15 protein-coding genes are annotated in these 17,107 nt (G+C 56.0%); 13 read left to right on the forward strand and 2 right to left on the reverse strand.

Annotation, left to right across the window (positions count from 1 at the left end; translation table 11 throughout):
- Positions 1-16: 16 nt before the first annotated feature.
- From dnaA to G7Y49_RS06380, 10 genes are all read left to right on the forward strand, one after another.
- Positions 17-1,687: a chromosomal replication initiator protein DnaA gene (gene dnaA / locus G7Y49_RS06335; RefSeq protein ID WP_165172143.1), complete on the forward strand. Its 1,671-nt coding sequence runs from the start codon at positions 17-19 to the stop codon at positions 1,685-1,687.
- Between the two features lie 490 nt (positions 1,688-2,177).
- Positions 2,178-2,312: a 50S ribosomal protein L34 gene (rpmH, locus tag G7Y49_RS06340; RefSeq protein ID WP_165172144.1), complete on the forward strand. Its 135-nt coding sequence runs from the start codon at positions 2,178-2,180 to the stop codon at positions 2,310-2,312.
- Between the two features lie 12 nt (positions 2,313-2,324).
- Positions 2,325-2,699 carry a ribonuclease P protein component gene (rnpA, locus tag G7Y49_RS06345; RefSeq protein WP_165172145.1) on the forward strand — a complete coding sequence of 125 codons (375 nt, stop codon included), beginning with the start codon at positions 2,325-2,327 and terminating at the stop codon, positions 2,697-2,699.
- Entirely contained in the window at positions 2,692-2,934 is a 243-nt protein-coding gene (gene yidD, locus G7Y49_RS06350; protein WP_165172147.1) for a membrane protein insertion efficiency factor YidD, read from the forward strand. The genes rnpA and yidD overlap by 8 nt, the downstream gene beginning before the upstream one ends.
- A gap of 43 nt (positions 2,935-2,977) precedes the next feature.
- A complete protein-coding gene (locus tag G7Y49_RS06355) occupies positions 2,978-3,754 on the forward strand; it encodes a YidC/Oxa1 family membrane protein insertase (protein WP_165172149.1) in 777 nt (258 codons plus the stop codon).
- A gap of 290 nt (positions 3,755-4,044) precedes the next feature.
- Positions 4,045-4,536 carry a R3H domain-containing nucleic acid-binding protein gene (locus G7Y49_RS06360; RefSeq protein ID WP_165172185.1) on the forward strand — a complete coding sequence of 164 codons (492 nt, stop codon included), beginning with the start codon at positions 4,045-4,047 and terminating at the stop codon, positions 4,534-4,536.
- 291 nt (positions 4,537-4,827) lie between these two features.
- Positions 4,828-5,496, forward strand: a complete 669-nt coding sequence (gene rsmG, locus G7Y49_RS06365; RefSeq protein ID WP_165172151.1) for a 16S rRNA (guanine(527)-N(7))-methyltransferase RsmG — start codon at positions 4,828-4,830, stop codon at positions 5,494-5,496.
- Positions 5,497-5,699: 203 nt separating this feature from the next.
- Entirely contained in the window at positions 5,700-6,101 is a 402-nt protein-coding gene (locus tag G7Y49_RS06370) for an endonuclease domain-containing protein (protein ID WP_165172153.1), read from the forward strand.
- A gap of 288 nt (positions 6,102-6,389) precedes the next feature.
- Complete coding sequence (locus G7Y49_RS06375; RefSeq protein WP_370519614.1) at positions 6,390-7,256, forward strand: ParA family protein; 867 nt, start codon at positions 6,390-6,392, stop codon at positions 7,254-7,256.
- Positions 7,249-8,301 carry a ParB/RepB/Spo0J family partition protein gene (locus G7Y49_RS06380; protein WP_241157301.1) on the forward strand — a complete coding sequence of 351 codons (1,053 nt, stop codon included), beginning with the start codon at positions 7,249-7,251 and terminating at the stop codon, positions 8,299-8,301. The genes G7Y49_RS06375 and G7Y49_RS06380 overlap by 8 nt, the downstream gene beginning before the upstream one ends.
- 163 nt (positions 8,302-8,464) lie before the next feature.
- On the opposite strand, the gene rlmN is transcribed toward G7Y49_RS06380, so the two are convergent.
- Positions 8,465-9,523, reverse strand: coding sequence for a 23S rRNA (adenine(2503)-C(2))-methyltransferase RlmN (gene rlmN, locus G7Y49_RS06385; RefSeq protein WP_165172155.1), 1,059 nt, complete (start codon positions 9,521-9,523; stop codon positions 8,465-8,467).
- Positions 9,524-9,787: 264 nt separating this feature from the next.
- On the opposite strand from rlmN, the gene G7Y49_RS06390 reads away from it, so the two are divergent.
- Complete coding sequence (locus G7Y49_RS06390; protein WP_165172157.1) at positions 9,788-10,735, forward strand: D-alanine--D-alanine ligase; 948 nt, start codon at positions 9,788-9,790, stop codon at positions 10,733-10,735.
- 249 nt (positions 10,736-10,984) lie between these two features.
- On the opposite strand, the gene G7Y49_RS06395 is transcribed toward G7Y49_RS06390, so the two are convergent.
- Positions 10,985-11,623 carry a hypothetical protein gene (locus G7Y49_RS06395; protein ID WP_165172159.1) on the reverse strand — a complete coding sequence of 213 codons (639 nt, stop codon included), beginning with the start codon at positions 11,621-11,623 and terminating at the stop codon, positions 10,985-10,987.
- Between the two features lie 480 nt (positions 11,624-12,103).
- Here G7Y49_RS06395 and G7Y49_RS06400 point away from each other — a divergent pair, with 480 nt between their 5' ends.
- Together G7Y49_RS06400 and G7Y49_RS12090 are read left to right on the forward strand one after the other, a co-directional pair.
- Positions 12,104-15,232 (forward strand): helicase C-terminal domain-containing protein, encoded by a 3,129-nt coding sequence (locus G7Y49_RS06400; RefSeq protein ID WP_241157302.1) that lies wholly within the window; start codon positions 12,104-12,106, stop codon positions 15,230-15,232.
- 48 nt (positions 15,233-15,280) lie between these two features.
- Positions 15,281-17,077 (forward strand): hypothetical protein, encoded by a 1,797-nt coding sequence (locus G7Y49_RS12090; protein ID WP_206214581.1) that lies wholly within the window; start codon positions 15,281-15,283, stop codon positions 17,075-17,077.
- Positions 17,078-17,107: the final 30 nt, after the last annotated feature.

Genomic DNA, 17,107 nt, shown 5'->3' on the forward strand with positions numbered 1-17,107 from the left:
GCAAGGGATGGAGAACATGGACAGCAGCAGGATCAACGAAAACTGGAGCGAGGTCTGCACGCGCGTCAAGGGGTACGACGGCATCGACCCGTCCCAGATCAACGCCTTCTTCTCGCGCCTCGAGCCGCAGGCCATGAGCGAGGGGTTCCTCATGCTCACCGCCGACAACGACTTCATCAAGACCTGGATCGAGCGTCATTACGTCGAGGTCATCAAGCGCGCGCTCTCCGAGATGTACCAGGTTCCCTTCACCGTGGTCATCGAGGTGGACACTACCGCAGCCGCCAAACCCGCCGTGCAGGCGCCGGCGCAGGCTGCCACGACGCCGATGCCAGCGCAGCCCGCCGCAGCCGCCGGCGCCCAAGCCGCCTTCTCCCCCGCTCAGCCCTCACCGGCTGACGCGCTGACCCGGCCCGACGCGGGCTTCCAAACACCAGCCAGCGCCCCCTTCCCCCCTGCCGCAGCGGTCGCCACCCCCACGCGCACCGCTTCGACACACGCGGCAGAAGCGCGACAGACCGCACCTACTGCCTCGGTGCGCGCAGCAGCCGCGCAGGCGCCCTATCCCGACCACTACATCGACCAGCGAGCGGCACAGCAGAAAGCCGCCACGCGCCGCAACGGCTGCGAAGGGCCCACCTCCACGCTCACCTTCGAGAACTTCGTCATCGGGGACTCGAACCGCATGGCCTACTCGATGGCCGTCGGCGTCGCCGAGATGCCGGGCAAGACGCCCCTGAACCCCCTGTTCATCTACGGAAAGAGCGGGCTGGGGAAGACACATCTCATGCGCGCCATCCAGAACTACATCTGCGAGACGCAGCCCTACCTGCGCACCGTCTACGTCGACTCAGCCGAGCTTCTGTCCGACTACATGGAGGCCAGCGCCGCGCACGACAAGGAGAAGTCGAGCTACAAGAACTTCAAGACGCACTATGAGGAGGCTGACGTGCTCCTCATCGACGACATCCAGTACCTGCAGGGCAAGAAGCAGACGCTCGACATCGTCTTCCAGATATTCAACAAGCTCACCACGCAGGGACGTCAGATCGTGCTCTCCGCCGACCGCGCGCCCAAGAACATCGACATCGACGAGCGCTACCACTCGCGCTTCAACCAGGGCGGCACCATCGACATCCAGCCGCCTGAGATCGAGACGAAGCTCGGCATCGTCAAGAGCTTCATCAAGGAATACGCCGACAACGAGGGCCTCGACCACTTCACCATCCCCGAGGACATCCAGATGTACATCGCGGAGAACTCGAGCTCCAACATCCGCGAGCTCAAGAGCGCCGTGACCAAGGTCATCTACCAGATCACCTTCTTCAACCAGCCCGACCTCACCGTGGAGGGCGTGCGCGCGCTGCTCGAGAACCACTTCTCAGGCGGGACGTCGAAGAACCTCACCGTGGAGGACATCCAGCGGGAGGTCGAGGGCTTCTTCAAGGTCAAGCACAGCGACCTCATCGGGCCCAAGCGGGCGCGCAACATCGTTTACCCGCGCCAGATCGCCATCTACCTGTGCCGGCAGCTGCTCGACCTTCCCTTCAACGACATCGGGAAGAAGTTCAACCGCGACCATTCGACCGCCATGCACTCGGTCACCACCGTCGAGGAGCTGATGCGCGGCAGCCGGGAGGTGCAGGAGGAGATCGAGACGCTCAAGCAGATCATTCGCGAGCTCTAGGGCATGTGCTCTCCCCTGCGCCTGGGGGGGGAGCGCGGAAGGGATGGCGGCTGACGGAGCGAGGTGGATCAAAGCGGGAAAGCTGACTGAAAAGCGCCTCCTTATTCCACTGCGCCGGGGCAAAAGCAGCGGCGCTCAGAGTCACGGTTGATTCAGGGTACAGGCGATCAACCGTGATTCTTCGGAACTTACCTTGTCTGAGCAGGCCCTTCGCCCGTTTTCAACTTTTCCACCGTCCTTATTGTTACAACTGACCTTATATATCTTATAGATCTAAGAAAAGAAGAGGTGGGTCGGGTTGGAAGCCAACCTACACGAATGCTGCGAGAGCCGCAAGTTGGCGAACGAGCAAGGAATCAGATCTCTCAGCAGCTTCCGGAGTAGCTTTGGCGCGGCAGATTTGGTAGAATTGCTCGCACTGTATCGTTGACATGCTTCTTCGATGTTATATACTTTCAAAGTTACTCTTTGAACACGAAAGGGACCAGAAATGAAACGCACCTATCAACCGAACAACCGCAAGCGCGCCAAGTGCCACGGCTTCCGTGCTCGCATGTCCACCAAGGGCGGCCGCGCCGTTCTCTCCGCTCGTCGCGCCAAGGGACGCAAGCGCCTCTGCGTCTAGCGGGAGCACTCGTTGGATACGATAAAGTCCAGCGCTGAAATTTCCGGCCTCTTCGCTTCTGGGCGTCGCGTGAAGGGCTCCTACCTCACGCTCATCATCAGGAGCTGTGCTGTCGGAAACAAAACCGAGGGGGTTGAGCAACACGGCCGCAATGGTCGTGTTGCTTTTATTGCCGGCAAGAAGCTCGGGAACGCCGTCTGGAGGAACGCAGCCAAGCGCCGCATGCGCGCGATGTGTCGCGACCTCGGCGGCCCTTGGGTTGGATACGATGTAATATTTCTCGCGAAATCCTCCATTACGGGAGCTTCTTATAGTAAAGTGCTAAAGGCATGTGACAAGATGCTCGGGAACTCCCCTCTCGGGAATGGGAGCGCCTCTGATGGGTAAGGCGTGGGTTGCAGCGAAGCGGCTTCCGTCCATGATTGCCGTCTGGCTGATCATGTTCTACCGCGCCGCCATCTCTCCGCTGTTCCCCTCCTGCTGTCGTTTTGTTCCAACATGCTCTGAATACGGACTTGTTGCCTTCAGGCGCTATGGTTTCAGGAAGGGCTTCGTCCTGACGGCCAAGCGCTTGATTAAATGTCATCCTGGCGGGCCTCACGGCTACGACCCGGTGCCTTGACGCGCTGCGGACATGATCCGCCGGGATACAGAAGGGAAAGAATATGTGGGAAGTCTTTAAGAACTGGATCTTCGACGTCATCCAGTTCTTCTACAGCTTCTGCGGTGACTGGGGCCTCGCCATCATCATCGTCACCGTCATCTTCCGCGCTATCATGGCGCCGATCATGCACAAGCAGGCGAAGTCGAGCTACCAGATGCAGAAGATCCAGCCGAAGATCGCCAGCATCCAGGAGCGCTTCGCGGACGACCAGGTTCGTCAGAGCCAGGAGATGCAGAAGCTCTACGCGGAAGCCAAGTTCAACCCGCTCGCCGGCTGCATCCCCATGCTGCTCCAGATGCCCATCTTCATCGCGCTGTTCCAGGTGCTGCGTGAGATGGGCATGCGCGAGGAAGTCCACGACTATTCGTTCTACGCGCTGGTCCCCAACCTGATCACTACGCCTGAGCAGGCATTCTTCATGGGATTTGGAACATTTGTTCCTTATTTGATCCTCATGGTGATCTTCGCGGGCGCCACCTTCCTGCCGATGGTTCTCCAGCAGCTCAGGAATCAGAACGCTCAGCAGAAGAATCAGATGATCATCATGTCGGTCGTCATGTCGCTGTTCATGCTCTGGATTTCCTGGAGCTCACCAGCTGGCGTGCTTCTCTTCTGGGGCGTCTCCTCTCTCATTGGTGTTGCCCAGAATCAGTTCTCCATGCACCTCTGCCGCAAGAACGATGAACGCGTCGCTGCAGAGGAACCCATTGAGGTCAAACCTGTTGAGGTCACGGTGACGCGTAAGGCGAAGAAGCCGCGCCCGAAGAAGAAGCGCTAGACCTACCCGTTCTTTGACAGCAAGGGAGTGTTTCACGTGAAACACTCCCTTTGTTTTGCTAGTTTGAAATGTTTTACGTGAAACATTTCAAATGCCGTTCTACTGGGAAAAGGAGAAGGAAGATGACGGAGGAATTTCTTGAGGAAGGTGGCGTTGCTGACGCAGCCGTAGATGAGACTGCTGTTGCTGAGGATGCTGGCGCACGGGAAGCTGAGGCTTGTGGCGCTGCCGTGAGTGGAGAGGCTGGCGTCGGGTCTGATTCTGCGGTTGGATCTGCGGCGGAGAAGTCGATGTCACCTGATGAGCGGGAGATCACTGACGAGATGCTTGACGACATCGCTGACACGGCGATCGCTGCGCTTCAGGACATCCTGAAGTACTTCAACGTCGGTGACATCACCATTGATGAGTATGAGGGCGACGAAGGTGAGCTCATTCTTGACATCACAGGGGATGATCTTGCCGTCCTGATTGGTCGTCACGGCAAGACGCTCGACGCGTTGCAGTTCCTCGTCTCTGCGATCACGGTGCGCACCATTGGGTTCCGCTACCCGGTGGTGATCGACGTTGAGGGGTACAAGAGCCGTCAACGTCAGAAGCTCGAGTCTATTGCGCGCTCTTCTGCGAACCGTGCCGTAGCCCAGCGTCATGAGGTCAAGCTGCGCCCCATGACCCCGTATGAGCGCCGTATCGTTCACATCACGCTTCGCGATGATGATCGCGTTGTCACTGCCTCGGAAGGTGAGGGCGGTGCTCGTCGTGTGGTGATTACACCGCGCTAGGCATCTGTGCTCTCTGCAGCGAGTTCGGGAACGAAGGCGCGTCTCGGAAGAGGCGCGCCTTTTTTCTATTATCCTTCTTTTTTTTTCGCTAAGGTTCTTAACCTGGCTTATTTGGGGAACATGAGAGATGAAGAGCAAATCGCCGCGCGACAGGGAATGATCCTTTGGAGGGAATTTCTCTTTTTCGGTCAGCAGTAGAGAATGTTTCACGTGAAACATTCGAGTGATGCGTTCTCTGTAGCAGCTACGGTAGAATGTTTCACGTGAAACATTCTCTTTAAGGAAGGCTCTATGAACAACAAGACTGACCTCCTTGAAAAATACCTCCAGATGATCCTTGAGGCGAACAACCGCGTGAATCTTACCCGAATAGATTCTATCGAGCAGGCACGCATCCTCCATCTCGAGGATTCTCTTGTCACATTACCTGAGATGAAGTCAGCACCCGAGGGGTTGTATGGTGACTTGGGAACAGGAGGAGGGTTCCCTGGTGTCCCTCTTGCAATAACTACAGGTCGTGAAACTATTCTCGTTGATTCCGTCAAGAAGAAGATGGCGATAGTTGAGTCCATCTTGGATCAAATGAACCTCTCTTCCCAGATAAAGACTTATGCGGGGAGAATCGAGGAGTTGTCTCTTGAGAAAAAAGGGAATTTTTCCGTCCTCACGGCCCGTGCTCTCACCCAGCTCCCCTCCCTCATTGAGCTTGCTGCTCCGCTTTTGAAAAAAGGAGGGCAGCTTATCTGCTATAAGGCTAATGTTTCTGAGGAGGAAATGAAGGCTGCCTTAGACATAGACGAGCTCGTAGGGATGAAGCAGACGTCCCAGCGTGAACTTACCTTGAGCGACGGCGTTACGCACCGTGAGATAATTGTATTCACAAAGACGGGCAAACCTAAACTGAAGTTACCGCGTCGGATAGGTCTTGCGCAACACTCACCCCTGAAACCTCGAAGCTAATGTTTCACGTGAAACATTCGATATTCGCGCCAGCTTCGTGAGAGATTTTTACTCCAAATACAAGACATTTCGAAGATGTTCATAAGTGGAAGAAGATTCAAAGCAGCCAGATTCTTGCATCCATTACGCCAAGTTCTCCGCATTTACTCGCTTGATGATATTTCTATCATATGAAAAGGAATAAGAGAGAGGAGAGCTTATATATGGTGTATACGCACAGGCAAGTTCTCGCTCAGCGAGCGGGCAATATGAGAAGAAACATGACTCCTTATGAAAGGAAGCTCTGGGTCGAGTTCCTCAGAGAGTATGAGATACCTTTTGTTGCTCAGAAGGTTATAGGGAACTACATTGTTGACTTCTACAGTCGCCGCGTTAGACTCGCCATAGAGCTTGACGGCGGGCAGCACTTTGATCCCCGTCAAATGAGGTATGACGAAGTAAGGAGCATCTACCTCGAAACACTTGAGATAAAAGTGCTTAGATTCACAAACAATGAGATCAAAGAAGATTTCGATGGAGTTTGCGAAGTGATCCACGCCGAAGTTATCAAGAGGCGTCATGATTTGCATTGTGTCCCACTTGAGCTCCTTGCTTGCAAGTCGTGAGTGTTTCACGTGAAACACTCACGACTTTTTGCTCGTTATTATTACGCTTGTTTTTACGTTTGAAGAGGAATGTTTCACGTGAAACATTCCTCGCGCTCATCTTAGTTTGATATACTCTCTTGCTAGCTTTGAAAGGAGGCACCAGTGGGATTTCTGGATAGCTTTAAACGTGACAGAAACGACAAGCAGAACGCCCTGGTGAATAATGTCGAAGATTCTTCGAGGGGTGAATCCCTTGGATCCTCGGTTCCCGAACCGGTTTCTTCAACTTACCTTGACATAGAGGACATCGAGGTGGTTGTGAGGGATCTCGCTCCTTCAGTTGAAGATCAAGCAGAGAAGAGGGTCCTTAAGACCTATGAGGAAAAAGACCCGGTAAGGCGCGTGGTAGGACAGACGAAGATCATCGCCATAATCAACCAAAAGGGCGGCGTGGGGAAATCGACTACGGCGATTAACCTTGCAGCTGCTCTTGGTGAGATGGGCCGTCAGGTACTCCTCGTCGATCTTGATCCTCAAGGGAACTCCTCAAGTGGTCTCGGGATAGAAAAGTCGACAGTCGAACACTGCATCTATGATGTTCTCCTTGCTGATGTCCCCATTGAGAAGGTGATAATTCCTGATGTTTGTGAGGGGTTAGATGTTGCTCCGGCGACGATCAACCTTGCCGGTGCTGAGGTGGAGCTCGTCTCTGAGATGGCTCGTGAGAACAGGCTCAAAGATGCTGTGGGGACTATGCGCGGCCGATACGACTACATTTTCATTGACTGTCCGCCATCTTTAGGGCTTCTTACCGTGAATGCGCTTGTAGCCGCTGATAAGCTTCTCATTCCTATCCAGTGTGAGTTTTACGCACTGGAAGGTGTGACAAAACTTCTTGAGTCGATGAAACGTGTCAAAACAAGACTCAATCCCACTCTCGACATATATGGTGTTCTTCTCACTATGTATGACAACAGGACGACGCTTTCGAAACAGGTCGTTGACGAGGTCAGAGGCTATTTTGGGAAGATCGTTTTCAGCACGCTCATTCCTCGTACCGTTAAACTATCTGAAGCACCGAGCTTTGGTCAGCCCATTACGCAATATGATCCCCGAGGAAAGGGATCTATTGCCTACACCGAGCTTGCGAAAGAAGTGATTAATCGTGGCTAAGAATACGAAAGGCGGCCTTGGCCGCGGATTGAATTCCCTATTGGGGGGTACTTTCGAAACTGCAATGCCCGCGACGCCCTCTCCTTCTCGTGAGAGGGTTGTTGTAGGGGAAGGGGATATTCCCTCCTACAATTCCTTCGTGGAATCTAAGCCTATGTCTTCCTCTGTACCTGCTGAGCCGCCCCGCCCCGCTGCTCAACGTGAGCAGGTCAAACCTGTTGAGGAACCTCTCACCTTGAAGAAGGTGCTGGCGAAGAAACTTGACGAGGTTCCCCTTGAGAGTGTTGTCCCTAATCCTGATCAACCGCGGACCAACTTCAAGCAGGAGGAAATCGAGGAGCTTGCAAGCTCCATTGAGAAGGACGGCCTCCTTCAGCCTATTCTCGTAAGGACAATCGGGGAGGGGAAATACCAGATCATCGCAGGAGAAAGGCGTTGGCAAGCTTGCAAGTCCATTGGAATGAAAACGGTTCCGGTTCGCATCAAGGATGTTGACGAAGATCGTGCTCTTGAGTTGGCCCTCGTTGAGAATATACAGCGCTCTGATCTTAATCCCATTGAGGAAGCCTATGGATATAAGCGCCTGATGGAACGTAAGAACATGACCCAGGCTGACATCGCTCAAGCTATGTCGAAGGGAAGATCAACCGTTGCAAATGCTTTGCGCTTGCTTGATCTGCCAGAAGGTGCTCAGCAACTTCTCTTTGAAGACAAGATTACTGCCGGACACGCACGCGCTATCCTGTCGATCCCTTCTAAGGAAGGACGTCAGACTCTCACCAACAAGCTCATGGAGATGAAGATGAGCGTTCGTGAGGCTGAAAACCTGGCTCGCCTGCTTTCCGGAAAGCCTTCGGATGGCTCGACGACACCAAGGCAACCTCTTCCGAAGGCATATAAGTCGGTTGCGAAGGCACTTCGTGAGGTGCTTAATACCAACGTGAGGGTGAAATCCGTCAAAGGGAAGAATAAAATTGAGATTGAGTTTAAGGATGAAGAGGAACTTGAACGTCTCTTTGAGGAGCTGATTGCTTCAGTTTCCTGATTTCTTCATCGACGAATAGAATTAAGCTGCCCTGAATGTTTCACGTGAAACATTCAGGGCAGCTCTGTTTAAGGGAAGAGTGTTTCACGTGAAACACTCGGTGATGCTGTATATCAAAATTTCCCAATGAAGAAATGTTTCACGTGAAACATTTCCCGTATCGTCATTTTCCTTGTTCCATCTCATTCTTCAGCTGACCACACGCGCCGGATATATCTGCGCCTCTTGATTTCCTGAAAGTAGCTTCGATATGGCGCTTCTCAAATTCCTTGAGCCATATCTCGCTAACGTGCTTCTTGGAAGGTTTGAATTGCGAACCCTCCACGGTGTTCACGGGAAGAAGGTTCACGTGACAGAGAAGGCCTTCGCAGAACCTCAGGAGTGCCTTCAGGTCATCGGGGCCGTCGTTGACATCTCTGATGAGGAGGTATTCGAAAGTCACACGGCGGTTCGTCTTCCTGATGTAACTCTCCAATGCCGGTTTGAGTTGATCGAGCGGTTGGTTCGCTACTTTCGGCATCAAGTCGTCGCGCTTTGTTTGAATGGCGGAATGAAGAGAGACAGCTAGCGTAAATTGCTCAGGTTCCTTCGCAAATCGCTCAATGCCTTCGATGATTCCGCACGTAGATACGGTTATGTGGCGCGCTCCTATGTTCAACCCTTCCTTCTCGTTCATTATTCTGAGCGCTTTGAGGGTTTCATCATAATTGAGGAAAGGCTCGCCTTGACCCATTGCCACAGCGTTGGTCACTCGTTGAGAGAAGTCCTTCTCTACCGTCAAAATCTGATCGACTATCTCGCTTGCAGTGAGGTTGCGCTTGAATCCTTCTCTTCCCGTTGCGCAGAAAGCGCATCCCATGGGGCATCCGACTTGAGTAGAAAAGCATACGGTGAGACGCTGCTTCGATGCGTCATTGTTCTCAGAGGGGAGCCCTACTGTTTCCGCGCGCTGTCCGTCAGCGAATTCAACGATGTACTTTCGCGTTCCGTCTGATGAAATGCGCTTGTCCGCTATATGAGAGCTTGCGAGAGGACACTCTTCGGCAAGCTGCGCACGTAGGACAAGGGGAAGGTTGGTCATCTCGTCGTAAGAAGACGCATGTTTCACGTGAAACCACTCGTAGATCTGCTTGGCGCGGAACTTTGGTTGCCCAAGGTCCTTTACGAGGTATTCAAGCTGGTCGAGTCGGTAGGTTTTAATTTCATTCAGAGGTCTTGCCATAGTGGTTGTTCACCTTCGCTTAATTGATGTCACTGAAAGCGCCTTTGAGTCAGTCGATTAAAATCGCCAACCCAAGTGAGGGAGCGCATGCTGATATATGCTGTTGGGAATAGTTTAGATGATATGAGATCCCAGAAGGCGCTCAAGGATTATTTGGTGGGAGTAGGAATGAGAATGCAGGCAGAGAGTGCTCTGTTCAGGAGCTCATCAACATTTGGTATACTTTCGAACGATGTCTTTAATCGATAGGGAAAGAAGATGCTGATGTCTGAGTCCTTCGAACCAACTCAATGTCGTGTGGCGCTTCTCTCAGGGGGGACGAGTGGTGAGCGCGAGATCTCGCTCGCTTCGGGAAAAGGTGCTCTCAATGCTCTCATTGAGGCGGGGTTTCAAGTGACACCGCTTGATCCTGCGGTTAAAGATGATTTGAAGGCTCTTATTGATGGTGACTTCGACGTAGCATTTCTGTGTTTACATGGTCGAAAGGGCGAAGATGGCGCGATCCAGGGATTCCTCGAGATGATTGATCTGCCCTACATCGGTTCCAACGTATGGTCGAGCGCGCTGGCCATCGACAAGGTGAAAGCTAAGATGTTTTACGAGGTGGCGGGTATTCCTACACCTCAGTCGATAACTCTCAAAAAGGGAGAATCGTTTGACGTTGAAGAGATCATAGGGACAGTGGGGGATCGCTGCGTAATCAAACCCGCGACCGAGGGAAGCTCACTCGGCGTGTTTATTGTTGAAGGCCGCCAAGAGATAGAGTCTGCTTTGAAAGAGGTTTTTTCATACGACACGCTGGCCCTCGTTGAAACCTATGTGAAGGGAACAGAACTCACGGTGGTTGTCATCGGCAACGACAACCCTCGTGCGCTGCCCATCATTGAGATAGTTCCCAAGAGCGATTCGTATGACTTCGAGTCGAAATATGCTCCCGGTGGCTCAGAACATATCTGTCCTGCTCGTCTCTCCGATACGGTGACTGCTGAGATTCAGGAGCTGGCGGAGAGGGCCCATAAGGCGCTTGAGTGCTCAGGTGTGTCGCGATCTGATTTCATTCTCGATGAGGAAGGGACAAGCTGGATACTGGAGACGAACACCATTCCAGGCATGACGGGAACCTCGCTTCTTCCCGATGCCGCGCGTGCGGCGGGCATGTCCTTCCCTGAGCTTTGCACGTTTCTCATCCAGTGTGCGTTAGAGAAAGACTGAAACCGCATTCGACAGCTCTGTGAGCGAAAAGGGAGGGGTTTGAAATGTTTCACGTGAAACATTTCAAACCCCTCCCTTAGGCTTGCAGGTGTGGTGGAAACCTTGGAGATGAGTTAAAGGGGACTCATCACACCCTCCTTTTCAGCTTTGGCAGCTGGGTTGTTTATGAGGCGGTAGGGAGGAGAGGGAAATGTTTCACGTGAAACATTTCCCTCTCCCCTTCGTTCACTCTGCCTTATTCGGATCGTTTTAAAACACGCCGCAGGACTTCAGTCCGAGTAGAATAAGAACAACCAGCGCGATGAGGAATGCCCAGCTCGCTGCATAGCACCCTTTGTTTCCCTTGCGTCCTTGCTCGATAACCTTCTCGCTTACGGACAACCTGCTCTTCATGATGGCGTTGCCTTTTGAGAGCTTGGGCATGGGCACGTTCTGGTCGGGTAGCCATGTTCCCTTGCTCGACAGAACCTTCTTCACTTCGTTGTCTTTGAGGTTGACGTTCAGGCGCGTTCCTTCTCCCATCTTCTTTCGCACCCCTTCGACAAACGTTGAGAATGCTTCGTCGTTTGAGGGGTTGTAGCAGATGACGGCCATCTCGCCCCAGTAGCGCCCTGGATCGGGAGCGTCGGAGTAGGCGACGAACGAGAGAATTGCCGTCATCTTCATTCCGCGTGCCTTCCAAATGCTCAGCTCGCGTGAGAACTTGGCGTCAAAGAATCCGACGCGCTTGTCGAACCGATTGACGAGCCACGCCTTATGGGAATTGCTATCCATCTCGATGTCGATCCGGTAAAGATCACCGATGAGGTTGTCGGCGCCAATGAGCGCCGCGCCGTCGTTTTTCGAAACGGTGTTGAATGTTTGATATGTACCGAAATACTGATCCATGACTTACCTATCTCAGAGGTTGATACAATGTCTAGATACGTTTTTGCTGTCTCACATAATAGAATAATACGCTCAGCGTGTTTGCTCCGCTTCATGAAAGGCAGTGAGATCGGTGCCTGCGCGCGAGCGGCGGAACGTGAATATGAGCCAGAAAGTTGTAACATGCCTAGGAAAACTCTAACTGACGCGCCAGATGACAGAAGCGTCTCATCCTGTATCTCTTCCGGAAGTCCCACGACGCTGGTTTCGTCCGTCCCGTCTGCGGATTCCTCGACTGCTTGCGTGGGAGAGGCATCGACTCCAGCGGATTCGGTGGAGTCGATAGAGGCAGGCGATTCGTTCAAGTCATCATCCTCTGCTACGTCTAGCGAATACCTTTTCGATTCACACAGTGGTGAGTATTCCGAAGCCTCTGACTCGTCACCCGACGTCGTTGCTGCCCTTCTCAAGCGATTCGTCACAGAGGGAACGCCTGACGAGGTGTTTGAGCGCTATGCTTCGCTTCCTCAGCGTGCCGCCCAATCTGATTTCGGGGAGTTTGACCGCAACATCGTAGTGCTTGACACGGAGACCACGGGCTTCTCCCTCAATCATGACGAGCTCACCCAGATCGCCGCGGCGCGCTTGGAGAAAGGCGAGATAGTTGACTGGTTCATCACATTTGTTAACCCAGGGAAACCTATTCCGGACGACGTGGCTCATCTGACTGACATCCATGACGAGGACGTAGCTGATGCGCCGCTGCCCGCTGAAGCCCTCGCCCAGCTTGTCGCGTTCGTCGGCGACGCCAAGGTGGTCGCGCATAACGCGGAGTTCGACCGCAACTTCACCACGAAGCACCCTGCGGGCTACCCGCTCCTTGAGAACACGTGGCTTGACTCGCTTGACCTCGCGCGCATCGCTCTTCCGCGCATGAAGTCACATCGCCTCATCGACTTGGTGCGCGCCTTCGGGGCACCGCTCTCAACGCATCGCGCCGATGACGATGTGGCCGCCACCTGCGCGCTCTTCCGCATCTTGCTTGCGGCCGTCGACGCCATGCCCACGTCGCTCGTCGGCGAGATCGCGAGGATGGCCACGCCTGCTGAGTGGTCGACTTCGGTGGTGTTCGCCTATTTCGCGCGAGAAAAAGCGCGCAAGGCGGCGCCGGGGGCGAACGGGGTGAATATCGCAGCCGCCGCAGGTGCGACGGCTGCATGCGCAGGTACAACGGCAGCTGTAGAAAGAGCGACAGCAACCGTAGGTGCTGATACGACGTCGGCCGTAATAGATGATACGACGATAATCTCAACCGCTCCTGCAGCAGCCTCATCCACTGTCGCAGATGTCGCCGCAGCGGCTGCAACACCCCTCTCCGACGCCTCAGACCTCGCATATGAGCCGTTCTCGTTGCGCTCGATGCGCCGCGAGCGCGTGCGTCGTATCGAGCAACGCGCGAAGCGCGACGCCAAGGACGTTGCGGAAGAACCCCAGCCGGGCCTGGTGTTTCCCTCGGCGCGCGAGATTGACCAGGCGTTCAGCGAAGCAGGGCTGGTCGGGTCGCTCTATGAGGAGTACGAGCCGCGCGGAGAGCAGGTGGCGATGGCCCGCGCCGTCCGCGCCGTGTTCTCCACGTCCGACAACCTCATGGTGGAGGCTGGCACGGGCGTGGGCAAGTCGATGGCCTACCTGGTGCCCGCCGCGCTGACGGCCGTCGCCAACAACATAACGGTCGGGGTGGCCACGAAGACGAATGCCCTGCTCGACCAGCTTGTCTACCATGAGCTGCCCGCGCTGTCCCAAGCGCTCGAAGCGCAGGGGAAGCACCTCATGTTCGCCGCCCTCAAGGGATTCTCTCATTATCCTTGCTTGAGGAAGATAAATCGCCTTGTGGCTGAGGGACCGAAGATGCGCGAGGTGACGAACGGCGAATACTCGCAGGCGCCCGCGCTCGCCGCGCTGCTCTCCTACATCGAGCAGACGGAGTACGACGACATGGACGGCTTGAAGATCGACTATCGCCTCCTGCCGCGCCGTTCCATCACCACGACGAGCCATGACTGCCTGCGCCGCAAATGTCCCTTCTACGGGACGTCGTGCTTCGTGCACGGCTCGCGCCGACGCGCGGAGTCGGCGCACGTGGTGGTCACCAACCACAGCCTGCTGTTCTGCGACCTCGCCGCCGACGGCGGGCTTCTGCCGCCCATCCGCTTCTGGGTAGTCGACGAGGCCCACGGCGCCGAGAACGAAGCCCGTCGCGCGTTCTCGCTGGAGCTCTCCGTTGACGACTTGAACAACCTGGCGCAACGCGTTTCGGCAGGCGAGACCTCGCGGAACGTGTTCGTGCGCGCCGAGCGCAACGTGGTCGCACCTAACTCCGAAGGCTCAGGGACGCTCTTCTATGTGCTGACCAACAAGGCGAAGGAGGCGGGTCGCCTCTTCGCCGAGGCCGAGGGGGAGTTTGCCGCTCACGTGCGCGACCTGCTCTACTTCGACCCGTCGAAGCGAAACAAGGGGTACGAGTACGTCGATCTGTGGATCAACGACGAGATCCGCCGCTCCTCCGCCTTCCAAGCGCTCGCAGGTTTCGGGCAGGTTATGTCCGAGCGCGCGGAGAAGCTCGTAACCGCATGTCAGGAGCTTGTCGGCTACCTTGAGGACGTCGAGGGCGCCGCTGTGGTGCAACGTGAGATCGCCTCAGTTGCCATGGAGCTCAAGGACGTGCTGCGTGCTGCCGAGACCATCCTGTTCTCAGGCTCCGAGAGCTACGTGCATGCCGCGCACCTGTGCCATAAGGCAGGCCGTGGCGGTGAGAACCTTGAAGCGCTGCTCTACAACGTGGGCGCACGCCTGGGTGAGACGCTGTACTCCAACACGTACTCAGTCGTCTACGCGTCAGCGACGTTGACGGTGGATGAGTCGTTCTCAGCATTTGAGACAGCTCTAGGACTCAACGCTGATGAATCGTCGCACTGCACCATGCTTAAACTTGACTCAAGCTACGACTTTGACAACCACATGACCGTGTACGTGGTGAAGGACATGCCCGAGCCGAACGAGCCGCGCTACCTGCCCGAGCTTCAGAGGCTGCTCACCGGCGCGCATATTGCGCAGCGTGGCTCGATGCTCACGCTCTTCACGAACCGCCGCGAGATGGAGAAGTGCTTCGACGAAGTCCAGCCTGTCCTCAAGAACGAGGACCTGCGTTTGGTATGCCAGAAGTGGGGAGTGTCGGTGAAGGGCCTGCGCGATGACTTCCTCGCGGACGAGCACCTGTCGCTCTTCGCTTTGAAGAGCTTCTGGGAGGGGTTCGACGCACCCGGCGCCACGCTGAAAGGCGTCATCATCCCCAAGCTTCCCTTCGCGAAGCCCACCGATCCGCTGTCGTGCGAGCGTGCGGCGCGTGACGCGCAGGCGTGGCGGCGCTACGTGCTGCCTGCGGCGGTGCTCGAGACGAAGCAGGCGGCAGGTCGTCTGATTCGCAAGGCTGATGACGAGGGGGTGTTGATCTTGGCTGACAAGCGCCTCGTGACGAAAGGATACGGAAAGGCGTTTCTGAAGTCGCTTCCCAGCAAGAACATCCACGTCTGCACGATTGACGAAGTGGTTTCCGCGTTGGGGCGCGCGTGAAACAGAAAATGTTTCACGTGAAACATTTTCTGACGAGATAGGCTCATCGTGAGAGATAGAGCGGACAAGATAGCGGGTGCGGCGCACATCAAGCACCATACGAAGGGGACGTCGAACGAGATCTCCTTCAGCGTGCTTGATGCGGCGAAGGCTGCGAAAGAGGGGGAGGCGCGCGCTTCAGAGCCGAAGGCGCGCCTGCCGAGGCTGGGCAGCATACCCCTGTTTACGCTCGGGCGCGTGAAGAAGCCGGTTGCGACGCCGGTCAAGGAGCGCGGGCTGCATCTCTCGACCGGCGAGTTCGTCTCCGCTGAGGACGGGCAGGTGAAGGGCTCTTCGACTCCCCAGACGGTTCCCGGGATCGCCGTCGAGGGGTCGGCGGCTGCCAGTGGCGGGACAACAGCGGGCATCGGCGGGACGGCTGCTGCTGTCGGCGGCGTTTCGGCTGGTGCAGCCGGCGCGTCGCTTGCGGGCACCGCAGGTGCGGTGAGCGCGGGTGCCTCTGCCGGCGGCGGGATCGCGGGCGGGGCAGGAGGCGCTTCCGGGGCGCTTTCCGTTGCCTCATCGGCTGGCCTGGATGCGGCGGGCGGCCTTTCGCCAAGCACCTCGTCAGGCGTGTCGCAGAAAGGCGCGGGTTCTTCGCGACGATCTGCTGTGACAGCTCCCGCATGGGAGACCCCGTTTGAAGAAGTCGCGCGGCGCAAGGCCAACCGCAAGCGTCACCGTCGTCTGGCTCTCGCGGGCGTGTCTCTTGTCGTGATGCTGCTCCTAGCGGTGGGCGCGGCTGCGCTCTATGCGGGCCTTCAGATGCAGCAGGACAAGAAATCCCAGCTCATCGACTGTATTCGGCAGATAGAGGAGACTGACGACATCATCCTTCCCTTCGATGACCTGGTGATCCAGGCTTCGTCGAAGCCTCTTGAGCAGCTGGCAGATGAGGGGTTTGCCTTGAACGGGGAAGGACAGCAAGCGCCGCCGCCGGACGGTTCCCTCTCTTCATCAGCTGATGGAGCTTCTTCTGCTTCGGACGCATCGGATGCATCGAGCGGCACGTCGTTGGGTGCCTCTTCGGACGCATCGGGCGCCACATCGCAGTCTGATGCGGCCACTGCGTCAAGTGCCACGCCGCAGCCGAACGCCGCTGCTGCCCAGGCGCTGGGAGTGATGCAGCTTGAGGAGGCGGAGCGCACGCTTGCCGAGGTCAAGCAGTCAGTCGAGTCCTTGCAGGCAGGCGTTGTCGACAACGAAATCAAAGAGGCGGCGAACCAAGCCCTCATCAGCATCAATGCGAGGCTCAACATGATCCAGTCAGGCAGTGCGGCCCTCAAGGAGACCCTGAGGGTCCTCACCCCGTTCGACCACGCCCAAAAGGGATGGGATCTGATTCTCCAAGGAGACGCGGCGGCCCGTGCCGCAGCGGCGCTGGTGGCCGAGATCAGCGCTGACAACGTGAACGCATCTATGGAGAAGTCGAACGAGGCCATCGGGTTGTTCTCGCAGGCCCGTGAGCAGCTCGTGGAAGCACAGGCAGGCTATGAGGTGGAGCTCGATCCCTTCCTCTATTATATTGATTTGAGAATAGAGTCGCAGCGCCTGGCCCTCTCCTCTGACCAGGCTTACCTTGATCGTGACAAGGAGATGCTCGCCGAAGCGAACGAGGCTTACAACAAGGCCGACACCGAGGCGGTGGCGCTCATCAAGGAGCAGAAGGGCAATCCTCAGACGCTCGTGAGCGAGCGCTTCGAGCAGAACACGCAGGCTGACTTCGACTCCTACGCGGCTGATCGAGCCCGCGCCGCTGCCGCCGACGCGTTTCTGCGTGATTATTTGGGGAGCATGGGCAAATAGCGTATACTAGCTAATGATTATGCCCTAATC

It is taken from the genome of Adlercreutzia sp. ZJ242, assembly GCF_011038995.1.
In the GTDB taxonomy this organism is placed as follows: Bacteria; Actinomycetota; Coriobacteriia; order Coriobacteriales; family Eggerthellaceae; genus CAAEEV01.

Excerpts from the sequence above, each read along its gene's own strand:
- dnaA (WP_165172143.1), top strand. The coding sequence starts at position 17 with ATGGACAGCAGCAGGATCAACGAAAACTGGAGCGAGGTCTGCACGCGC.
- rpmH (WP_165172144.1), top strand. The coding sequence starts at position 2,178 with ATGAAACGCACCTATCAACCGAACAACCGCAAGCGCGCCAAGTGCCAC.
- yidD (WP_165172147.1), top strand. The coding sequence starts at position 2,692 with ATGGGTAAGGCGTGGGTTGCAGCGAAGCGGCTTCCGTCCATGATTGCC.
- G7Y49_RS06355 (WP_165172149.1), top strand. The coding sequence starts at position 2,978 with ATGTGGGAAGTCTTTAAGAACTGGATCTTCGACGTCATCCAGTTCTTC.
- G7Y49_RS06360 (WP_165172185.1), top strand. The coding sequence starts at position 4,045 with ATGTCACCTGATGAGCGGGAGATCACTGACGAGATGCTTGACGACATC.
- rsmG (WP_165172151.1), top strand. The coding sequence starts at position 4,828 with ATGAACAACAAGACTGACCTCCTTGAAAAATACCTCCAGATGATCCTT.
- G7Y49_RS06370 (WP_165172153.1), top strand. The coding sequence starts at position 5,700 with ATGGTGTATACGCACAGGCAAGTTCTCGCTCAGCGAGCGGGCAATATG.
- rlmN (WP_165172155.1), bottom strand. The coding sequence starts at position 9,523 with ATGGCAAGACCTCTGAATGAAATTAAAACCTACCGACTCGACCAGCTT.
- G7Y49_RS06390 (WP_165172157.1), top strand. The coding sequence starts at position 9,788 with ATGTCTGAGTCCTTCGAACCAACTCAATGTCGTGTGGCGCTTCTCTCA.
- G7Y49_RS06395 (WP_165172159.1), bottom strand. The coding sequence starts at position 11,623 with ATGGATCAGTATTTCGGTACATATCAAACATTCAACACCGTTTCGAAA.